This window comes from Methylomonas sp. LWB, from assembly GCF_001856095.1.
Classification (GTDB): Bacteria; Pseudomonadota; Gammaproteobacteria; order Methylococcales; family Methylomonadaceae; genus Methylomonas; species Methylomonas koyamae_A.
Genome location: NZ_MKMC01000005.1, coordinates 102,324 through 121,810, shown reverse-complemented (window position 1 = coordinate 121,810; position 19,487 = coordinate 102,324). Strand labels below are relative to the sequence as shown.

Sequence of the window (19,487 nt, the reverse complement as noted above, 5' to 3'; positions counted from 1 at the left end):
TGTGCGGTATTTGGCAAAATCGGCAAATTGCGAAGACTCTACTCGTTGTCGCCTATTTACGCAAGGCATAGGCCGGATCGCCCGAATTGCAGTAGAATCGGGGCTTTCGGACTTTTTCGGTCAAGGAAATGCATAAACAATACCACTTGAAGTCGGGTAGTCCTTATCCCCACGGCGCCAAAGTCGGCGAGGGGGGCGTCAATTTTTCGATTTCCAGCCGTCATGCCACTTACGTGGAGCTGTTGCTGTTCGCTCAGTCGGACAGCGAAAAGCCGTTCCAAATTATTCCGTTAACCACCGATAAGCACCACACCTTTTTTTCCTGGCACGTGTTCGTCGTCGAATTACCGGTCGGCACCTGGTACGCCTGGCGCTTGGACGGCCCGTCGCAAACGCGGGAAACGGGATTGCGCTTCGACCGCGACAAGTTGTTGCTCGATCCCTGGGCGCGAGCGGTCAGTGACAAGTTGTGGGTGCGCGGCGCGGCCTGCGTGCCCGGCGACAACAGCTATCACGCGATGCGCGGTGTCGTCGTCGACGATCATTACGATTGGGAAGGGGATACGCCGCTGTCGATACGTAGCGAGAAAGTCATCGTCTACGAATTGCACGTCGGCGGTTTTACCCGGCATCCGTCGGCCAAGGTTAAGCATCCGGGGACCTTTCTGGGGCTGATCGAAAAAATTCCCTACCTGAAAAAACTGGGCATCACCCATGTCGAATTGTTACCGGCGATGGCCTTCGACGAACAGGACGTGCCGCCGCATACCGCCGAGCGCGGTTTGACCAACTATTGGGGTTACAGCACCCACAGCTTTTTCAGCCCGCATCCGGGCTATTGCGTGACGCCGGAACAGGGTACTCACATTAGGGAGTTTCGCGATCTGGTCAGGGCGCTGCACAAAGCCGGTATCGGCGTGATCATGGACGTGGTGTTCAACCATACCTCTGAGGCCGGCAGCGATGGGCCGGTCATCAATTTCAAGGGGATTACCGGCAACAGCTTTTATCTGACCGACAAATACGACAAAAGGCTATTTCTGGATTACACCGGTTGCGGCAATACCGTCAACGCCAACCATCCGTTGGTGACTAACTTCATCATCACCTGCCTGGAATATTGGGTGCGGGAGATGCACGTCGACGGTTTCCGCTTCGATTTGGCCAGCGCCTTGGCGCGCGGCGAGGACGGCAGCGTGTTGCAGGACCCGCCGTTGGTGTGGGGCATCGAGCTGTCTCAGCAATTGGCCAAGACCAAACTGATCGCCGAGGCTTGGGACGCGGCGGGTCTGTATCAAGTCGGCAATTTCCCCGGCTACCGTTGGGCCGAGTGGAACGGCCGCTACCGCGACGCGATACGCCGCTTCGTGCGCGGCGACGGCGGCATGATCAACGAAGTGGCCACCCGCATCTGCGGCAGCAGCGATCTCTACGAGCATCAACATCGCTTGCCGATCAGCGGCATCAACTTCGTGACCTGTCATGACGGCTTTACGCTGCACGATCTGTTTAGTTACAACGACAAACACAACGAAGCCAATGGCGAGGAAAACCGCGACGGCTGCAACAACAATTTGAGTTACAACTGCGGTGTCGAAGGGCCGACCGACGATCCCGAGATTTTGGCCGTGCGGCGGCGGCGCGCCAAGAACGCGTTGGCGATTCTGTTGCTGAGCCACGGTGTGCCGATGTTGCTGGCCGGCGACGAATTTTTGAATAGCCAGGGTGGCAACAACAACGGCTATTGCCAGGATAACGAGCTGAGCTGGTTGAACTGGGAGGATGCCAAGAAGAATGCCGACGTGCTGCGCTTCGTGCAGACTCTGATCAAACTGCGCAAGCGCCACACCGCGCTGATGCGCCGCCGCTTCCTGACCGGAAGGCCGCTGGAAGGTAAGACGCTGCCGGATATTCACTGGTACGACGTCGATCAGATGCATCCGCCGGCCTGGACCGATCCCGAGGCGCGCTTTTTGTCGTACACGCTGTCCGCGTTGGCCAAGGAGGAACCGGATTTGCACGTGGTGATGAATATGGCGAGCGAGGATGTGCTGATCGATTTGCCCAAAATCGAAGGCAAGGCTTGGTGTTTGTCGATCGATACCGCGCTGAGTTCGCCGGCCGACGCCGTCGAACTCGCCAATCAGTCGCCGCTGTCGCTACAGCAATACCGGGTGCGCGGCAATTCGGTGGTGGTATTGGAGAATACCCGTTTTTCCAACGAAGGCGGCGGCGAGTCCGTGTCGCATAAAGCATCCGCCTTTCTGACCAAATTGACCGGCATCCGTTTGATCGATTAGGCCCATGCCTAGGGGCTCGTTCTCGAGCCCCGGTTTCGGCGGCGAACGCCCCAAATTAGAGCGCTGGTTCGAGTTTCGGTATCATGCGGTTTTGCCGTCGATACAGGAAACCGCCCATGCCCATTTTTGCCGCGTTGTCCCGCCATGCCGCTCCGCTGCCCGAGGATTTGCAATCCGTCGCCGCCGGTTTTTGCGAGCGGTTGGCGGTGGTTCTGGACGCCGAACAGGCGGCGGTGCTGGAGCACGAGGCGATCGCGGCGAGTGCCTTAAAGGTTTGCGTTTGCAGTCAATTCGTCGCCGACAGCTGGCTGCGCGAACCGGGCTTGATTGCGGAATTGGCGGCCGCCGGCGATTTGTTCGCGCCGACGCGCCGGGATCAATACGCCGCCGCGTTACGGACGGCCGTTGCCGAGATCGACGGCGAACCGGCGCTGGCCAAGGTCTTGCGCCGGTTTCGGCGTCTGGAAATGATCCGTATCGCCTGGCGCGATTTGGCCGGCTGGGCCGATTTGGACGAAACGCTGGCCGATCTGACCGCGTTAGCGGAAGCCTGCATAGCCGCCGCGTTGGATTATTTGTACGCTCGGGCCTGCGATCGCTGGGGAACGCCGACGCTGGCCGACGGTAGGCCCTTCAATATCGTGGTGCTGGGCATGGGCAAGCTCGGCGCCTGGGAATTGAATTATTCGTCCGATATCGACTTGATTTTCGCGTTTGCCGAAGACGGCATGTTGACCGGCAAAAAAGAAATCAGTTACGGGGAGTTTTTTACCCGCTTGTGCCGGTCCTTGGTCAAGATGTTGGACGAAATCACCGTCGATGGCTTTGTGTTTCGTACCGACGTCAGGTTGCGGCCGTTCGGCGACAGCGGCCCGTTGATCATGGATTTCGACGGCATGGAAAAGTACTACCTGACCCAAGCGCGGGAATGGGAACGCTACGCGATGATCAAGGCCCGCCAGGTGGCTGGCGACTTCGAAACCGGCCGGCAATTGGCCGCGCTGATCAAGCCCTTCGTCTACCGCCGCTATCTGGATTACGGCGCCTTCGAGGAGTTGCGCTCGTTGAAGTTTCAGATCGCTCAGGAGCTGAAGCGCCGCGACCGCTTGGACAACGTCAAACTCGGTCCGGGCGGCATCCGCGAGGTCGAGTTCATCGGCCAGGCCTTCCAGTTGATTCGCGGCGGCCAGGAGCCGGTGCTGCAGCAGCGCGAGATTCAAGTCATCCTCGCCGCGCTGGCCGACCTGAAGCTGATGAGCGGCGATGACGTGGCGACGTTGAAGTTCGCTTACCGTTTCTTGCGCCGCACCGAAAATCACATCCAGGAATACCAGGACAAACAAACTCACGATTTGCCGACCCAGCGGGTGGTCCGGCAAATTTTGGCTTACTCGCTGGATTTCGAGGATTGGGAGGCCTTCAAGCGCGAATTGGACGCCGTGCGCGAGCGGGTGCAGGATACCTTCGAGCAAGTGTTTTCGCTGAGCGAGCAGGACACCAAGCAACGGAGTGCCCGGTTGATCTGGACTTGCGCCGCCGACGACGATTTAGCGTTGGAAGCGCTGGCGGACTACGGTTTCTCCGAACCGCGCAATGTGCTGCAAGCCATCGTCGATTTCAAGCACAGCCACGCGGTCAAGCGCATGACCGCCAAGGGCGCGACCATACTGGAGCGCTTGGTGCCGCAAACGATAGAACGCGTTGCCGAGACCGAACACCCCGAAACCACGTTGCCGCGGGTGTTGAAACTGTTCGAGGCGGTGACCGGCCGGGCCGTCTATCTGTCCTTGTTGGCCGAGAACCCGCAGGCCTTGGCGCAATTGATCAAATTGACCGCCGCCAGCCCTTGGATCGCCGACTACTTGGCGTTGTATCCGATACTGTTCGACGAATTGCTGGATACCGGCGCCCTGTACGCGCCGCTGCAAAAACAGGCGTTGCGCGAGGACTTAGGCTTGGCCCTGAGCCGGGTCGAAGCCCAGGACAGCGAACAATTGATGATCGCGTTGCGCCTGTTCAAACATCAGCATGTGTTGCGGGTGGCGGCGGCCGACATCATGGGCTTTATTCCGGTGATGGTGGTCAGCGATTACTTGACCTGGATCGCTGAAGCAATCTTGGAACAAGTACTGGCGCGGGCCTGGGCCATGCTGGGCGCCAAGCACGGTTATCCGCCCGCGACCGGACCGGAACCCAAGCATTTCGCGATCCTCGGCTTCGGCAAATTCGGCGGCATCGAACTCGGTTACGGCTCCGACCTGGATTTGGTATTTCTGTACGACGCCGCCGACGGCGATGCGCTCACCGATGGCGATAAGCCGATCGGCACCGCGCAGTTTTATATCAGGCTCGGTCAGAAGATCCGCCATATCCTCGACACCCGGATGCTGTCCGGGGTGTTGTACGAAGTCGATCTGCGGCTGCGGCCCAATGGCGATTCGGGTTTGTTGGTCACGCATATCGGTCATTACGAAGCGTATTTGCGCGATCAGGCTTGGACTTGGGAGCACCAGGCCCTGGTCCGAGCCCGCTTCGTCGCGGGCGACACCGAGTTGCAAGCCACGTACGAGGCGATTCGCGCGCGGATTTTGGCGCTGCCCCGCGATTACCGAGCGCTGCAAACCCAAGTGCGTGAGATGCGCCAAAAGATGCGCGACAATCTGGCGGCCAAGGATCCGGCGGTATTCGACTTAAAACAAAGCGCCGGCGGTATCGCCGATATCGAATTCATCGTGCAGTTTTGTATTCTGGCGCATGCTGCACGGCATTCCGATTTGGCCAAGTACACCGACAACGTCCGGCTGTTGGACGGCTTGCAGGCCCACGGCTTGATGCCGGCCGCCGAAACGGCGCTGTTGAAACAGGCTTACTGCGCCTATCGCGATTACGGCCACCACCAAGTATTGCAAGATCTGAGCGCAATGGCGGCGGCCGGCGATTTCACGGCGCTGCGCGCCGAGGTCGAGCGACTCTGGCAACAATACATGTGTTAGATCCTCGATACGCTTGGCTTGAAACAGGCGTTTGGCGGCGGCAACCACTGCTCGAGCGAGGAAGGAGAGCGTTTTTCAAGGCGCGTTAGCTTACGTGGATAAGGCCGGCTGGAAGCGGGTTTATTGGCGTACGGCGTAAAAACATTCGGAGGTGCGTACGCGCGCAGGCGCGTTGGAAATAACCGCAGAAACCGGGCGTTAATTTTTCGCGATGGAGTCCGCTACACTTGTGCTTCGGGTTCGTAGCCGCGTTCTTCCGGAACCCCGCGTCGATGGGCGTGCTAGTTCGGTACGGGGGAAGTTACCGGGGAAGGTGTGGACGAACGCAGAAACTTCAGCACAGAGAATAACATGTTCGATTTCTTCAATCGGCGCTTAAAAACCGACTTGGCCGAGGCTCGGCGCCGCTTGGCCGATGCGACCGATTTTGCCGACGCGATCGAGGCCAATATTGCCACGATCCAATTTCAGCCGAATGGCACGATCATTGGCGCCAACCGTTTGTTCCTGGATGTCGTAGGCTATTCGGCCGCCGAATTGCAGGGTCAGCAGCATCGAGTTTTGTGCGATCCGGGGCATGTCAATAGCGCCGAGTACGGCGCGTTTTGGAATGCCTTGAAAGCTGGGCGTCAGCAACACGGTACTTTTCAACGCCGCCATAAAAACGGGACGACGCTTTGGCTGGAAGCCACGTATTTTCCGGTTGTCAATCGTCAGGGCGATGTCACGCGCGTGTTCAAGATCGCAGCGGACGTCACCGAGATGCAGGATCGCTTGCGCGACCAATTGGCGATACAAAAGGCCATCGACCGGTCGATGGCGGTCATCGAATTTACGCCCGATGGACAAATCGTCACCGCGAACACCAATTTTCTGAGCGTAATGGGCTACCAACTCGCCGATTTGGTCGGCAAGCACCATCGGGTGCTGTGCTTCGATCAGTTTTATCGGGATCAACCGAACTTTTGGGAAAAAATCCAACGTGGCCAGTTCCAATCGGGACAATTTCAGCGCCGCAGTGCGCGTGGTGACAGCGTTTGGCTGGAGGCTTCCTACAATCCGGTGTTCGACGCCGACGGGCACGTGGTTAAAGTGATCAAGTTCGCCACCGACGTGACCGAGAGCGTCAATCGCAATACCACAGTGATCCAAGCCGCCGAGATGTCGTTTTCCACGGCGGAGGAAACCAGCCAGATTGCGCAGAAGGGCGCCGAATTGCTGGCGACATCGGTGACGATGTCCAACGAAATTACCGAGCAGATCAATCAGACCGGCGAGGTGATCAACCAGTTGAACGAACAATCCCGCAATATCGCGGCCATCGTGTCGACGATACGCGAGATCGCCGATCAAACCAATTTGCTGGCTCTGAATGCGGCGATCGAAGCGGCAAGGGCCGGCGATCAGGGACGGGGCTTCGCGGTGGTCGCCGACGAGGTGCGGCAATTGGCGGCCCGCACCAGCAAATCCACCGCCGAAATCGATCAAGTGGTTTACGCCAACCGCAACTTGACCGCGACCGTGACCGAACGGATGGACATCGTCAGAAGCAGCGGCCAATCCAGCAACGAGCAAATCGCACAGGTGTCGAAGGTCATGGACGAAATCTATCTAGGCGCGGTGAACGTTTCCAAAACCGTTGCTTCGTTGCTGACCAACCGCAAGTAAGACTTAGCCGTGCTCGTCGGGGCCGCGATCGGCACGGCATCGAAAGCGTAGCGCGCGACTTCGGAGTGCGGGAACAAAGTCGCCGCGCCTATGCCGGTGAATAGCAGGAGACGGCAGCGAACGGCATCCGCGCAGGGGACAACAGGCGGGACATCCACCAGGCGTCGCCTTCCTTCAAATCGACCACCGCAACCTCGCACTGGGTGGCAAGTGCCAGCGTATCGAGTATTTCCATCGGAGCGGCATCGGTGACGACGGTACCCGGTATGCCGATGTTGTCCGCCAGTCTGAACGCCGGGTTGCTCGGCGCGGGGCCCGAAATCGATCTTGACGCCCTGGATGTCCAGCAGCGCTCGCCGCCGCGCCAAAAACTCAACCACCACCAATACCAGGGGCGCCAAGCCGGCCAAAATAACCGTCGGGACCAAATAGTTTCCGGCGTCGGCGTTTGGCCAGCCCCAGTATTGATGGGTAAGGGCCGGCAGAATGCCGATTATCCTAAAAAGGGCAGTTGGCGTGTATTGCGGGCCGTTCGTGCTGAGCAACGTCGAAGCATGGACGGCTCGCAATACACTCACCAAACGGGTGAATGAAAAATCCCGCGCGCCCTTCGACAAGCTCAGGACGAACGGGATTTTTCATCGCCAAACTGCTCTTTTTAGGATTATCAGCCAGATTAACGGCGCGACCAATAGCGCGAGTGTTTGCCGTAAGGCCACGGCGAGAACGTTGAATCGGTCATGGAGATACTCTCGGCGCGTGAGCTTGGGAACGAAATCGGCGCCGGTCGAGCTGTTCCGGCTTAACCTCGTTTCAACGTTATATATAGCATCGGTCGAAAAGCCGAAAGCCGGATAAAACGGTATTGACGAACGCCTATCGAGACCGTGGCGCCAAAGGTTTGAAGCCATTCGAAGGGCATCGTTGCAATAACCACACGTAGGCTGTGAGTAAAACGACAGTGGCCAATACAAAATGTTGGGTATACGACTACATTGTTAGGCGTTTTTGGGTTAAAAAATCCTTTATAAATCAGTATTATGAGTAACTCCGGCAAACTGGCACGCCCATTGCTGTAGTAGGGTTGTTATTAACAAAGCCCACAAGAGGAGAAAGTCATGGCGAAATTACGTCAATGTGCTATTTACGGTAAAGGTGGTATTGGTAAATCCACCACAACCCAAAACCTGGTTGCCGCTCTGGCGGAAGCCGGTAAAAAAGTGATGATCGTCGGTTGCGATCCTAAAGCCGATTCTACTCGCTTGATCCTGCACTCAAAAGCGCAAACCACCATCATGCATTTGGCTGCCGAAGCTGGTAGCGTCGAAGACTTGGAACTGGAAGACGTATTGAAGGTCGGCTACGGCGACGTGAAATGCGTTGAATCAGGCGGTCCAGAGCCAGGAGTTGGTTGCGCTGGCCGTGGTGTTATCACCGCGATCAACTTCCTGGAAGAGGAAGGCGCATACGACGACGAACTCGACTTCGTTTTCTACGACGTATTGGGTGACGTTGTTTGCGGCGGTTTCGCGATGCCTATCCGCGAAAACAAAGCGCAAGAAATTTACATCGTTTGCTCTGGCGAGATGATGGCTATGTACGCTGCCAACAACATCGCTAAAGGTATCGTCAAATACGCCAACTCAGGCGGCGTTCGTTTGGCCGGTTTGATCTGCAACTCTCGTCAAACAGCTCGTGAAGACGAACTGATCGAAGAATTGGCAAGACAAATGGGCACTCAAATGATCCATTTCGTACCACGCGACAACGTTGTACAACGTGCTGAAATCCGTCGTATGACGGTTATCGAGTACGAACCAACCGCGAAACAAGCCGACGAATACCGCGCTTTGGCTCAAAAAGTTCTGCACAACAAAAACTTGGTGATCCCTACTCCGATCACGATGGACGAGTTGGAAGAGTTGTTGATGAACTTCGGTTTGATGGAAGAAGAAGACGCAACTTTGATCGGTAAAACCGCTGCCGAAGAATAAGTCTTGCTAGAAACCGGCGGGCGGCTTGCCGTCCGCCACCCTATCTGTTCCCAAAAACTGTCTGTTGGGGGATTGCCCACGACATTAGGAGGATAACATCATGGCAGCCATGACAAGAGAAGAGACCGAAGCGCTGATCGCAGAAGTGCTGGAAGTCTATCCCGAGAAAGCCAAAAAAGACCGCGCGAAACACTTGGCGGTCAACGACCACGAGTTGGAAAAATCCAACAAATGCATCACTTCAAACCGCAAATCGTTGCCGGGCGTAATGACCATTCGTGGTTGCGCGTATGCCGGTTCCAAAGGTGTGGTTTGGGGCCCGATCAAGGACATGATCCATATTTCCCACGGTCCAGTCGGTTGCGGTCAATATTCCCGCGCCGGCCGCCGTAACTATTATGTCGGTACCACTGGTGTCAACACCTTCGGTACGATGAACTTTACCTCCGATTTCCAAGAGAAAGACATCGTATTCGGCGGCGACAAAAAACTGGCCAAATGTATCGATGAAATCGAAGCTTTGTTCCCTTTGCACAAAGGCGTTTCGATTCAATCCGAGTGCCCGATCGGTCTGATCGGCGACGACATCGAAGCGGTTTCCAAGGTTAAATCCAAAGACATCGGCAAAACCGTTGTACCAGTGCGTTGCGAAGGCTTCCGCGGTGTTTCCCAATCTTTGGGTCACCACATCGCCAACGACGCCATCCGCGACTGGGTTTTGGATAAAAGCGACGGCAAACAACCCGCTTACGAGGTCGGTCCATACGACGTAGCCGTGATCGGCGACTACAACATCGGTGGCGACGCTTGGGCTTCGCGTACCCTGTTGGAAGAAATGGGCCTGAAAGTGGTCGCGCAATGGTCCGGCGACGGTACCATCGCTGAGATCGAAAACACCCCGAAAGTGAAATTGAACTTGATCCACTGCTACCGTTCGATGAACTACATCGCTCGGCATATGGAAGAAAAATATTCCATTCCCTGGATCGAGTACAACTTCTTCGGCCCGACCAAAATCGCCGAATCGTTGCGTAAAATCGCCGCTCACTTCGACGACAACATCAAACAAGGCGCGGAGCGCGTGATCGCTCGCTACAGCGCGGAATACGAAGCCGTTATCGCTAAATACAAACCGCGTCTGCAAGGCAAACGCGTGATGTTGTACATCGGCGGTTTGCGTCCTCGTCACGTGATTGGCGCCTACGAAGACTTGGGTATGGAAGTGGTTGGTACCGGTTACGAGTTCGGTCACAACGACGACTATGATCGTACCATCAAGGAAATCGGCAACGCCACGTTGTTATATGACGACGTTACCGGCTACGAATTCGAAGAGTTCGTCAAAAAAGTTCAACCTGACCTAATTGGCTCCGGTATTAAAGAAAAGTACATTTTCCAAAAAATGGGTATCCCATTCCGGCAAATGCACTCTTGGGATTACTCAGGCCCATACCACGGCTACGACGGCTTCGCCATCTTCGCCCGCGATATGGACATGACGCTGAATAACCCATGCTGGAAACAAATCAAGGCGCCTTGGAAAACCGAAGCGTCTGAGAGCGAAGCGGTAAAAGCGGTCGCTTAATAGCGAATGCGATGATGCCGTAGGGCACGCACCATCGCTCCTCGGGGCAATGGGCGTACCCTGCCTTTCGAAGATCGGGCTGCCTGGACAAAGCAGCCCGACTAAATCCAATCAACGCCGGACCACAGATTAGTGGCGCGTTTAGGAGATTATCATGAGCCAAAATGTCGACAAAATAGCCCCTAGTTATCCCTTGTTTCGAACCGACGAATACAAGGAAAATCTTGCCAACAAACGCGCGATGTACGAAGAGCGTCACCCGCAAGATACCATTGACGAAGTATTCGAATGGACGACGACTAAGGAATATCAAGAATTGAACTTCAGCCGCGAAGCGATCACGATCAATCCGGCTAAAGCTTGCCAACCGCTGGGTGCCGTGTTGTGCGCTCTGGGTTTCGAAAAAACCATGCCGTATGTCCACGGTTCGCAAGGTTGCGTGGCTTACTTCCGTACCTACTTCAACCGCCATTTCAAAGAGCCGGTTTCCTGCGTTTCCGACTCCATGACCGAAGACGCGGCGGTATTCGGTGGTCAGAAAAACATGTTCGCGGGTTTGGAAAACGCCAAAGCCCTGTATCAGCCGGACATCATCGCGGTATCCACCACTTGCATGGCGGAAGTTATCGGCGACGACTTGAACGCGTTTATCAACAACGCCAAGAAAGAAGGCCATGTTGATCAAGATTTCCCGGTGCCATTCGCTCATACCCCAAGCTTCGTCGGTAGCCACACCACCGGTTGGGACAACATGTTCGAAGGCATGGCGCGCTACTTCACGCTGAAAACGATGGAAGGCAAGGAGCCCGGCAAAAACGGCAAGATCAACTTCGTGCCCGGTTTCGAAACCTATTTGGGTAACTACCGCGTCATCCACCGGATGATGAAAGAAATGGGTGTCGATTACACGATGCTGAGCGATCCGACCGAAGTATTGGATACCCCGGCGGACGGTACTTTCCGGATGTACTCCGGCGGTACCACGATGGACGAAATCAAGGATGCGCCGAACGCGATCACCACCGTGTTGCTGCAACCTTGGCAGTTGGAAAAAACCAAGAAATTCGCCGAAACCACTTGGAACCACGATGTGCCGAAACTGAACATTCCGATGGGCTTGGAATGGACCGACGCGTTGCTGATGAAAGTTTCCGAACTGAGCGGCAAACCCATTTCGAAATCACTGGAAGTCGAACGCGGTCGTTTGGTGGATATGATGACCGACTCGCACGCTTGGTTGCACGGCAAAAAATTCGCATTGTACGGCGATGCCGACTTCGCGTTGGGTATGACCAAAATGCTGCTGGAGTTTGGCGCGGAAGTCACCGACGTGTTGGTTAACCACGCCAACAAACGCTGGAAAAAAGCTTGCGAAGAAATCTTGAAAGCGTCGCCTTACGGTCAAACCGCTACCGTGCACATCGGTCGCGACTTGTGGCACTTCCGTTCGTTGATGTTTACCAATAAACCGGACTTCATGATCGGCAATTCCTACGGTAAATTCATCCAACGGGATACCATGTACAAAGGCGAGGAGTTCGAAGTGCCGCTGATTCGGATCGGCTTCCCGATTTTCGACCGTCACCACTTGCACCGTATGACCACCTTGGGCTACGAAGGCGCGATGTACGTGCTGACTACGCTGGTTAACGCGGTACTGGAGCAGTTGGATAAGGAAACCCGCGGTATGGGAACGACCGACTACAATTACGATTTGATCCGTTAACAAATCGTTTATCCGCGGGGGCAAATGCGAGTTTGCCCCCGCTTTCGTTTGGAGAAATCTATGCCCAGCGTCATGCTCAGAAAACGCGAAGATGGTAAACTGCTGTTCTATGTTGCCAAAAAAGACTTGGAAGAAACCATAGAATCGTTAGAATTCGATGGCGAGGACAAATGGGGCGGCGAAGTCACGTTGGGTGATGGCTCAAAATATTACTTCGAACCGATGAGTCCTCCACCGAAGATCCCAACCACATTGCAAGCCAAGCGATTAGCGGAGGAATAAAGCATGACTCTCTACATTGTTGCCGAGGAATGTATTTCCTGTGGTGATTGCAAACCTGTGTGCCCAACCGACTCGATCAAGGAAGGCGCGGTGGTGTTCGAAATCAACAAAAAAACCTGCACCGAGTGCAATGGTGACTTCGACGAACCGCAATGCGTTAAGGTTTGCCCGATTGACAATTGCATATTGCCGTTAGTGGCATAGTGCCATGCGCCAGTCCGCCTTGACGAGGGAACTGGCTTTGCGTATCGGGTTGGCGTCTCGAGCCCTGCCCGATACCGCTCCCAAATTATTTGTGTCGATTTTGCATGCTTGCGTGGGGCCGGTATTGGACGGCAACACGCTGGCGGAGCTTGGCGAGGACCGCTTCCGTCAGGCGCTGAGCAATTTCGGGATCTCGGCGGACCCGCAAACCGTGCGTTTAACGCTGGGGATATTGCAAAGCATCGCCTTTCCCGATCCGCCCAAGCCGCAAACCTTGCCGGCCGATGCCGCCGGCTCGATATTGGTGGCCGTTGTCAGCGACGATCCGACTCGGATCGCCGGCCATTTCGGCTCTTGCCGCCAGTTTTTGATCTATCAGGTGTCCGCGGACGAAGCTCGGTTAATCGACATCCGCAGTGTGGACATGGATGCTCAGCGGCGTCATGCCGACAAGAATACTTACCGCGCGGAGTTAATCGCCGATTGCCGGGTGCTCTACACCGCGTCCATCGGTGGTCCGGCGGCGGCTAAAGTCGTTAAATTCGGCATACACCCGATCAAGACCGAACTGGGCGCCGTCGTCTCCGAATTACTCAATCAATTGCAAACCGTCCTCGCCGATGCGCCGCCGCCTTGGTTGGCCAAATCGATGGGCATCCGCGCGGGCCGCCGTATCAGTCTCGAACAGGAATCCACTTCATGATCAAACCCGAACAACTGCAAGAAATCGCCGGTAAAATTGGCAGCGAAGTCCTTAACGAAACGGTCGTCGGTATGCTACGCGAAGCCTACACCGACATCCATTTCACCTATTGCATGGACGACGACATTCCCAATAACGAACCTGTGCTCGAGGGGCGGGGTTTTAATTTGTATCTGGTGGATGGCCGTGAACACTGTTTATGCCTGACCCGCGACTACGATCATGCCACCGGCATCGTGATTGCCGAAGTCATCGAGGATTGAGTGCGGCATGGCGGAATCAGACGCTCCCGACTCTACACCGATAGGTGACTGCAGTATCTGTCCCTTCCGCGGCAAAACGCTATTGATGGGGCGTTGCATGCCTGGCGACACTTGCGTGTTCGTCGATAGCGGCCGCCAAATCGACCGGTTTTTCCGGGTCAATCCAGCCTACGCCACGCACTATTTGAACGATAAATTCTGGGAGCGGCGAGCAATCGCGGTACGCTATGCCCCGCAGAAAGCCTTGCAGGCGTTGATACACGACGAGGATGAGGTCGTGCGGCGGGCGGTCGCCTTCCGCTTGCCGGCTCAGCAGTTGCAGAGCTGGATAGACGACCCGGATCGGGAGGTGCGGATGACGGTTGCCGACCGCATCGACCTCGAACATCTCGAGTTATTGGCGAACGATCCGGATTATATCGTTCGCTTGACCGTCGCGAAGCGTTTGCCGCCCGGCCGCTTGTTCCGCTTTATCAAGGATGAGGATTTGCAGGTGCGCAAGCGGGTCGCCGAACGTTTGCCGGAAGTTAGCTTGGGACTGATGGCCGAGGATCCCGCGTCCGACGTGCGGCGTATCGTCGTCGAGCGCATGCCGGCCGACGATGCCGCGACGATGTTGCAAGACCCGGACTGGGTGGTGCGCTATACTGCGGCTGCCAAGGTCGATCCCGCCCGTTTGACGGTGCTCGCGGACGACCCGGAACCCGATGTGCGAGAATTGGTACATCAACGCTTGAATTCCACTAACAGCCCCAAAGCCGAACATGACTGAAGCCCGACTCGCGATTGCCGGACAAGACATTGCCGAATGCTGTAAAAAAATCATCCCTGGTCAAACCGACGAACTGTTGCAAAACAAGCTGCAACAACTGATTTCAGATTTCCCGCTCCGCCTGGCCATGATAGGCGACGAGTGGTACAAGCTTGGCGGTGTCGTCGACATGAACGGCACCCGGATCGCCAACGACATCACCGAATGGGTGGAGAGATCCTATATCGAGTGCGGGCAGAATCTGCAGACTCTGATCGAATATGCGCTTGAGCAAAAGCTGATCGCCACCAAACAGACCGGTAAAACGCTGTATTTTGTCGTGCAGACCGGCGATAGGGCCGAAGACTTTACGCTGATCGAAATCGATAAGACTCACGAAGTTTCGGATAGGATGTTGGTTGACGAAGCCAATCCGCCGGACGATTTGGAAGAGTTTATCGATCCGATTCATCCGTTTTGCATCGAGAGCTTCGGTTTCGGCCATTCGCGCTACGCTTATCGGCGCAAAACCGACGTGGCGTTGTTCATGGGCGTGATAGACGAGCGCCATCCCGGAGAGCACTCGGTGCGCCGCTTCATGGACGATTGGAATCGCAGCAGCGCCGGGCAGGTGGCTCGAATGTCGGAAGACTGGATCATTCGACCCTATTCGCATACCGGGCGTTTCGGGGAGCAAATCGTTAACGTCGAGTTGGTCAATACCCACAAACATCATCTGCCGCATCTGGAAGATTTCGCCGGTAAGAAAGGTAGCGCTCTCAGCAATGTGCTGACCCGCTTCGACCGGCAGGCCGGCCATCCGTTCGCCTGGTTTTTCTACATGTTGAAAGGCCGCTTGGTATCAACCCATATAGCCGAATCGGTATTTCGCGATATTTCCGGCGATTTTGCCTACTTGCCCAAGCGCGACGAAGCGGTGTTGCGCGATTGGATTGCCACGCCTTATAACGTTTAACGCAAGCGCCGTCGTTTCCGGGCTACACGGTTAACTTGAGCCGTGAAGCCTTGCGGGAAGGGTGTTACAGGTATTTGAGATGAGGACTTGGCCGGCGACATCGGTCATGGGATCGAGGTCGGGCAGAGTATGGCTAACAAGAAAATCTCCCGCCTGCGCCGTCTGATACTTTCGTCCTTGAACCGGAGGTTCAAGTGGAAACCAAATCCAGTCAATCAGGCTTCCTGAGTGAACAGGCGTGCACACCATGACGGGTAAAAAGCTTCCGGGGCAAATGCAGGTTCAGGAAACACCCAGTACTGCTCGAACGCCGCAGGAGATAGGGTCACTATTCTAAACGAATTAAGGGGTTTCCAAAACGTTTTCTATTTTGCGGCGTAAATCCGCCAATCGGCCGGCCATATCCGGGCTGGAGCTTGCGGCCTTATTGCCGGATGCCAAGTCGTGGGCAAGATTCAATGCCGCCAAGACCGCGATCCGATCGGCGCCGGTGACTTTGCCGGTATCGCGGATTTTGCGCATTTGCCGATCCAGTTCGCGGGCGGAATCGATCAGCGTGTCTTTTTCCTCGGCGGCGCAAGCGATTTTGTATTCCTTGCCCAAGATGTTTAACGATACGGCTTGCATCGTTTTACTCATGAATCGTGCTCCATCGCCTTCAAGCGGGCGATCATTGCCTCGACGCGAGCTTTGGCCAACGTGGTTTTTTCGAGTAGTCTGGCTTTTTCCTTGACCAGGGCATCCTGTTTGATTTTCAAAGACTTATTTTCGTTTTTGACTTGGTTGTATTGTGCTATCAGCGCATCCAGCTTGGCTTCCAACGCTTCGAGCTCGGTAGTTGGGTCTTTTTCGCTTTGAGACATAGCACGGAGAGGAGTTGAACCGATAAGGCGGTATAATCGTCGGGATTTCTTAACAATGTTAGCATAAGCCTCGTGATTAAACAGCCTATCCAGGCGCCAAGAGCCAGATGACTTATCAAACCTTAAATGCCATTTTGGAGCAACACGACGCCGATATGGGCGGCGCCGAAGCGCACGGTATCGCTACCGGTATGTTGTGTGTCGAAACCCGCGCGGACTTTGGCAATTGGTTGCACGAGCTCTTCGACGAAGACCTCGAATTGATCGACGAAGACCGCGAGTTTTTGGCGGGTTTGTTCGAAAAGACCCGGCAACTCCTGGAAAATCAGGATCAGAGTTTCGAGTTCGACTTGCTGATGCCCGACGAAGCCGAGCCGCTCGACGAACAAGTCGAGGCATTGCGTTGCTGGTGCCAGGGCTTTTTGTTCGGGGTTGGCTATGCCAAAACCGACGCGGACTGGCCCGGCGATACCGCCGAAGTGATGCGCGACATGATAGAACTGACCAAAATCGACAGCGATGTCGGTGGCGAAGACGACGAAAGCGCATTGACCGAAATCCGCGAATACGTGCGTGCCTCGGTGTTTACGGTTCGCGACCAATTCGCCGGCGACGGCGATCAACAAAGGCATTGATCTTTTTCTCATGAAACAAAGCGAATTCAAGAAGCGCCGGTCGGCGTTAATGAAACAAATCGGCAAGGGCAATATCGCGATTATCGCCAGCGCGCCGCAGCGCACCCGTAACCGCGACGTGCATTATCCGTTTCGGCAGGATAGCGATTTCTATTATTTAACCGGTTTCAACGAAGCCGAATCGATGGCGGTGTTCATTCCCGGCCGTGAGAAGGGCGAATACATACTGTTTTGCCGCGAATTCGACGAGAAAAAGGCCTTGTGGGAAGGCGCGCACGCCGGCCTGGAAGGCGCCACCCAGCATTACGAGGCCGACGACTCCTTCCCGATAGCCGATTTGGACGACATCCTGCCCGGTATGCTGGAGAACAAGGGCAAGGTGTACTATCCGATGGGCAAGGACAGCGATCTCGATCACAAGCTGATGGAATGGATCAACAACATCCGCAAGCAATCGCGTACCGGCGTCAGCGCGCCTGGCGAATTGGTCGCGTTGGAGCACATCCTGCACGAAATGCGTTTGTTCAAAAGCCCGGAAGAGCTGAAATTGATGCGCCGCGCCGCCGAAGTTTCCGCCAAGGCCCACGTTCGGGCAATGCAAGCTTGCCAACCGGGCTTGTACGAGTATCAGATCGAAGCGGAACTGATTCATGAATTCATTCAGGACGGATTGCGGGCGGTAGCCTATCCGTCCATCGTCGCCGGCGGTAAAAATGCCTGTGTGCTGCATTACGTCGAGAATAAGGACAAGCTGAATAAGGGCGATCTGTTGTTGATCGATGCCGGCGTCGAATGCGACCACTACGCCGCCGACATTACCCGCACGTTTCCGGTTTCGGGCAAGTTCAGCGAACCACAGCGGCTACTCTATCAATTGGTGCTGGATGCCCAAACCGCGGCATTGGCCGAAATCAAACCCGGCAATCCGTGGAACAAGGCCCACGACGCCTCGGTGGAAACGTTGACCAGGGGTTTGGTCGAGCTTGGCTTGTTAAAAGGCCGGGTCAAGAAATTGATCAAGGACGAAAAATACAAACAGTTTTACATGCACCGCATCGGTCATTGGCTAGGCATGGACGTGCACGATGTCGGCGATTACAAAATCAAGGACGAATGGCGCTTGCTGGAGCCCGGTATGGTATTGACCGTCGAACCCGGCTTGTACGTGCCGGCCCAGTGCGAAACTGTGGACAAACAGTGGCGCGGCATCGGCATTCGGATCGAGGACGACGTGCTGGTGACCAAGGACGGTCACGAGATTTTGACCGGTGGCGTGCCCAAACGCATTGCCGATATCGAAGCGTTGATGAATGCCTAAATGGCCCACGACTACGACCTGATCATCGTCGGCGCCGGCTTGGCGGGCAACTGCCTGGCGTTGGCGCTGAGGAACAGCGGCTTGAAAATCGCGCTGGTCGAAGCCAATAGCCGCGAGCAACTACGCCACTCGCCGGCCGGCGACCGGGCATTGGCCTTGGCGAAGGGTTCCGTCGAGTTGCTGGATCAGTTGGGCGCGTGGCGCGGCGTGGCCGCCAAGGCCACCGCGATCGCGGACATCCATATCTCCGACCGCGGTCATTTCGGCAAAACCCGGCTGTCGGCGGCGGAGCAGGGCGTCGATGCCTTGGGTTACGTGATTGTCGCCCGCGACATCGAACAGCATGCGGCCGACCTGGTCGAAAAAACCGACACTGATTGCCTATATCAAACGCGGGTTGCCGGCTTGATGGCGGGATACGATGCCGTCAACGTCAGCTTGAAGCAGGCCGACGGCCGCTCGTTGAATTTGAGTGCCCAAGTGCTGGTCGGTGCCGATGGCGGCAACTCGACGGTGCGCAAGTTACTGGAAATTCCCCAGCAAGTCAGCGAATACGGTCAAACCGCGCTGGTGACCACGGTGCAATCGGCCTTGCCTAATCGCCATGTCGCTTTCGAGCGTTTCACCGAATTCGGCCCGTTGGCCTTGCTGCCGGTGGCGGCCAAGCAGTCCGCGGTGGTGTGGACCCGCAGTCATGAGCAGGCCGAAGCCTTGTTGGCTGTTAACGATCGAGAGTTTCTCGCCGAACTGCAAAATTGTTTCGGTTATCGCTTGGGTGAACTGAAACTGGTCGCGCCGCGCCGCGCATTTCCGCTGAGTTTGATCCGCGCCGAAAGTATGGTGGCCGACCGGACCGTGATCATCGGCAACGCCGTCCACCAATTGCATCCGGTGGCGGGCCAGGGCTTCAATCTGGGCATTCGCGACGTCGCCTTGTTGGCGGAACTGTTGATGGACCAGCACGATCGCGGCGGCGATCTCGGTGCGGCCAGTCTATTGCGCGACTACAGCCGGCAACGCCGCCAGGATCACGACCGTACGATCGGTTTTACCGATACCGTGGTCCGACTGTTCTCGAACAACCGCTTGCCGGTGGCCGCGTTGCGTAACGCTGGTCTCGCGGTACTGGATCACCTGCCGTTCGCCAAATCGGCGCTGGCCAAGCATGCGATGGGCTTGGCCGGTAAATTGCCGAAATTGGGTAAAGACGAATAATCGCGGCCGCC

Annotated in this window: 18 protein-coding genes, 1 other RNA gene and 2 pseudogenes; 17 read left to right on the top strand and 4 right to left on the bottom strand. The window is 56.0% G+C overall.

Going from position 1 to position 19,487, the window contains the following annotated elements; genetic code table 11:
- Positions 1–128 precede the first annotated feature (128 nt).
- The 4 genes and pseudogenes from glgX to BJL95_RS25595 all read left to right on the top strand — a co-directional run.
- On the top strand, positions 129–2,300 hold the full coding sequence (gene glgX, locus BJL95_RS02720; RefSeq protein WP_071155270.1) for a glycogen debranching protein GlgX: 2,172 nt from the start codon (positions 129–131) through the stop codon (positions 2,298–2,300).
- Between the two features lie 116 nt (positions 2,301–2,416).
- A complete protein-coding gene (glnE, locus tag BJL95_RS02715) occupies positions 2,417–5,293 on the top strand; it encodes a bifunctional [glutamate--ammonia ligase]-adenylyl-L-tyrosine phosphorylase/[glutamate--ammonia-ligase] adenylyltransferase (RefSeq protein WP_071155268.1) in 2,877 nt (958 codons plus the stop codon).
- Positions 5,294–5,644: 351 nt separating this feature from the next.
- Positions 5,645–6,412 (top strand): annotated as a pseudogene (locus tag BJL95_RS25600) (PAS domain-containing protein); the annotation flags it as partial.
- Positions 6,413–6,550: 138 nt separating this feature from the next.
- Positions 6,551–6,961 (top strand): annotated as a pseudogene (locus tag BJL95_RS25595) (methyl-accepting chemotaxis protein); the annotation flags it as partial.
- Between the two features lie 88 nt (positions 6,962–7,049).
- On the opposite strand, the gene BJL95_RS25420 reads toward BJL95_RS25595, so the two are convergent.
- On the bottom strand, positions 7,050–7,196 hold the full coding sequence (locus BJL95_RS25420) for a hypothetical protein (protein WP_217631658.1): 147 nt from the start codon (positions 7,194–7,196) through the stop codon (positions 7,050–7,052).
- 13 nt (positions 7,197–7,209) lie between these two features.
- On the opposite strand from BJL95_RS25420, the gene BJL95_RS02705 reads away from it, so the two are divergent.
- The 10 genes from BJL95_RS02705 to BJL95_RS02660 all read left to right on the top strand — a co-directional run bounded on the left by BJL95_RS02705 (position 7,210) and on the right by BJL95_RS02660 (position 15,445).
- Positions 7,210–7,554, top strand: a complete 345-nt coding sequence (locus tag BJL95_RS02705; protein WP_139306098.1) for a hypothetical protein — start codon at positions 7,210–7,212, stop codon at positions 7,552–7,554.
- A gap of 525 nt (positions 7,555–8,079) precedes the next feature.
- Positions 8,080–8,955 (top strand): nitrogenase iron protein, encoded by an 876-nt coding sequence (nifH, locus tag BJL95_RS02700; RefSeq protein ID WP_064027244.1) that lies wholly within the window; start codon positions 8,080–8,082, stop codon positions 8,953–8,955.
- A 100-nt stretch (positions 8,956–9,055) separates the two neighbouring features.
- On the top strand, positions 9,056–10,540 hold the full coding sequence (gene nifD / locus BJL95_RS02695) for a nitrogenase molybdenum-iron protein alpha chain (RefSeq protein WP_064027246.1): 1,485 nt from the start codon (positions 9,056–9,058) through the stop codon (positions 10,538–10,540).
- A gap of 154 nt (positions 10,541–10,694) precedes the next feature.
- On the top strand, positions 10,695–12,266 hold the full coding sequence (gene nifK, locus BJL95_RS02690) for a nitrogenase molybdenum-iron protein subunit beta (RefSeq protein ID WP_064027248.1): 1,572 nt from the start codon (positions 10,695–10,697) through the stop codon (positions 12,264–12,266).
- Positions 12,267–12,326: 60 nt separating this feature from the next.
- The gene (nifT, locus tag BJL95_RS02685; protein ID WP_064027250.1) at positions 12,327–12,548 is read left to right on the top strand and encodes a putative nitrogen fixation protein NifT; all 222 of its coding nucleotides are present in this window, start codon (positions 12,327–12,329) and stop codon (positions 12,546–12,548) included.
- A 3-nt stretch (positions 12,549–12,551) separates the two neighbouring features.
- A complete protein-coding gene (locus tag BJL95_RS02680; RefSeq protein ID WP_064027252.1) occupies positions 12,552–12,752 on the top strand; it encodes a 4Fe-4S binding protein in 201 nt (66 codons plus the stop codon).
- Between the two features lie 4 nt (positions 12,753–12,756).
- Positions 12,757–13,455, top strand: a complete 699-nt coding sequence (locus BJL95_RS02675; RefSeq protein ID WP_064027254.1) for a NifB/NifX family molybdenum-iron cluster-binding protein — start codon at positions 12,757–12,759, stop codon at positions 13,453–13,455.
- Positions 13,452–13,718 carry a DUF6129 family protein gene (locus BJL95_RS02670; protein ID WP_064027256.1) on the top strand — a complete coding sequence of 89 codons (267 nt, stop codon included), beginning with the start codon at positions 13,452–13,454 and terminating at the stop codon, positions 13,716–13,718. The genes BJL95_RS02675 and BJL95_RS02670 overlap by 4 nt, the downstream gene beginning before the upstream one ends.
- 7 nt (positions 13,719–13,725) lie before the next feature.
- Positions 13,726–14,490 carry a 4Fe4S-binding leucine-rich repeat protein gene (locus BJL95_RS02665; protein WP_064027258.1) on the top strand — a complete coding sequence of 255 codons (765 nt, stop codon included), beginning with the start codon at positions 13,726–13,728 and terminating at the stop codon, positions 14,488–14,490.
- Positions 14,483–15,445 carry a hypothetical protein gene (locus tag BJL95_RS02660; protein ID WP_064027260.1) on the top strand — a complete coding sequence of 321 codons (963 nt, stop codon included), beginning with the start codon at positions 14,483–14,485 and terminating at the stop codon, positions 15,443–15,445. The genes BJL95_RS02665 and BJL95_RS02660 overlap by 8 nt, the downstream gene beginning before the upstream one ends.
- A 142-nt stretch (positions 15,446–15,587) precedes the next feature.
- Here BJL95_RS02660 and ssrS read toward each other — a convergent pair.
- The 3 genes from ssrS to BJL95_RS02645 form a co-directional block, all read right to left on the bottom strand.
- Positions 15,588–15,767: non-coding RNA, 6S RNA (gene ssrS / locus BJL95_RS02655), on the bottom strand.
- 20 nt (positions 15,768–15,787) lie between these two features.
- A complete protein-coding gene (locus tag BJL95_RS02650; RefSeq protein WP_064027262.1) occupies positions 15,788–16,084 on the bottom strand; it encodes a cell division protein ZapA in 297 nt (98 codons plus the stop codon).
- Positions 16,081–16,308, bottom strand: a complete 228-nt coding sequence (locus BJL95_RS02645) for a TIGR02449 family protein (protein ID WP_064027264.1) — start codon at positions 16,306–16,308, stop codon at positions 16,081–16,083. The genes BJL95_RS02650 and BJL95_RS02645 overlap by 4 nt, the downstream gene beginning before the upstream one ends.
- A 107-nt stretch (positions 16,309–16,415) precedes the next feature.
- Here BJL95_RS02645 and BJL95_RS02640 point away from each other — a divergent pair, with 107 nt between their 5' ends.
- The 3 genes from BJL95_RS02640 to ubiH are packed head-to-tail and all read left to right on the top strand — an operon-like array spanning position 16,416 to position 19,476.
- Positions 16,416–16,943, top strand: a complete 528-nt coding sequence (locus BJL95_RS02640; protein WP_071155264.1) for a UPF0149 family protein — start codon at positions 16,416–16,418, stop codon at positions 16,941–16,943.
- A 10-nt stretch (positions 16,944–16,953) separates the two neighbouring features.
- The gene (gene pepP, locus BJL95_RS02635; RefSeq protein ID WP_071155262.1) at positions 16,954–18,261 is read left to right on the top strand and encodes a Xaa-Pro aminopeptidase; all 1,308 of its coding nucleotides are present in this window, start codon (positions 16,954–16,956) and stop codon (positions 18,259–18,261) included.
- Positions 18,262–19,476 carry a 2-octaprenyl-6-methoxyphenyl hydroxylase gene (gene ubiH / locus BJL95_RS02630; RefSeq protein WP_064026837.1) on the top strand — a complete coding sequence of 405 codons (1,215 nt, stop codon included), beginning with the start codon at positions 18,262–18,264 and terminating at the stop codon, positions 19,474–19,476. It abuts the gene before it with no gap.
- Positions 19,477–19,487 lie beyond the last annotated feature (11 nt).

Excerpts from the sequence above, each read along its gene's own strand:
- glgX (WP_071155270.1), top strand. The coding sequence starts at position 129 with ATGCATAAACAATACCACTTGAAGTCGGGTAGTCCTTATCCCCACGGC.
- glnE (WP_071155268.1), top strand. The coding sequence starts at position 2,417 with ATGCCCATTTTTGCCGCGTTGTCCCGCCATGCCGCTCCGCTGCCCGAG.
- BJL95_RS25420 (WP_217631658.1), bottom strand. The coding sequence starts at position 7,196 with ATGGAAATACTCGATACGCTGGCACTTGCCACCCAGTGCGAGGTTGCG.
- nifH (WP_064027244.1), top strand. The coding sequence starts at position 8,080 with ATGGCGAAATTACGTCAATGTGCTATTTACGGTAAAGGTGGTATTGGT.
- nifD (WP_064027246.1), top strand. The coding sequence starts at position 9,056 with ATGGCAGCCATGACAAGAGAAGAGACCGAAGCGCTGATCGCAGAAGTG.
- nifK (WP_064027248.1), top strand. The coding sequence starts at position 10,695 with ATGAGCCAAAATGTCGACAAAATAGCCCCTAGTTATCCCTTGTTTCGA.
- nifT (WP_064027250.1), top strand. The coding sequence starts at position 12,327 with ATGCCCAGCGTCATGCTCAGAAAACGCGAAGATGGTAAACTGCTGTTC.
- BJL95_RS02680 (WP_064027252.1), top strand. The coding sequence starts at position 12,552 with ATGACTCTCTACATTGTTGCCGAGGAATGTATTTCCTGTGGTGATTGC.
- BJL95_RS02675 (WP_064027254.1), top strand. The coding sequence starts at position 12,757 with ATGCGCCAGTCCGCCTTGACGAGGGAACTGGCTTTGCGTATCGGGTTG.
- BJL95_RS02670 (WP_064027256.1), top strand. The coding sequence starts at position 13,452 with ATGATCAAACCCGAACAACTGCAAGAAATCGCCGGTAAAATTGGCAGC.
- BJL95_RS02665 (WP_064027258.1), top strand. The coding sequence starts at position 13,726 with ATGGCGGAATCAGACGCTCCCGACTCTACACCGATAGGTGACTGCAGT.
- BJL95_RS02660 (WP_064027260.1), top strand. The coding sequence starts at position 14,483 with ATGACTGAAGCCCGACTCGCGATTGCCGGACAAGACATTGCCGAATGC.
- BJL95_RS02650 (WP_064027262.1), bottom strand. The coding sequence starts at position 16,084 with ATGAGTAAAACGATGCAAGCCGTATCGTTAAACATCTTGGGCAAGGAA.
- BJL95_RS02645 (WP_064027264.1), bottom strand. The coding sequence starts at position 16,308 with ATGTCTCAAAGCGAAAAAGACCCAACTACCGAGCTCGAAGCGTTGGAA.
- BJL95_RS02640 (WP_071155264.1), top strand. The coding sequence starts at position 16,416 with ATGACTTATCAAACCTTAAATGCCATTTTGGAGCAACACGACGCCGAT.
- pepP (WP_071155262.1), top strand. The coding sequence starts at position 16,954 with ATGAAACAAAGCGAATTCAAGAAGCGCCGGTCGGCGTTAATGAAACAA.
- ubiH (WP_064026837.1), top strand. The coding sequence starts at position 18,262 with ATGGCCCACGACTACGACCTGATCATCGTCGGCGCCGGCTTGGCGGGC.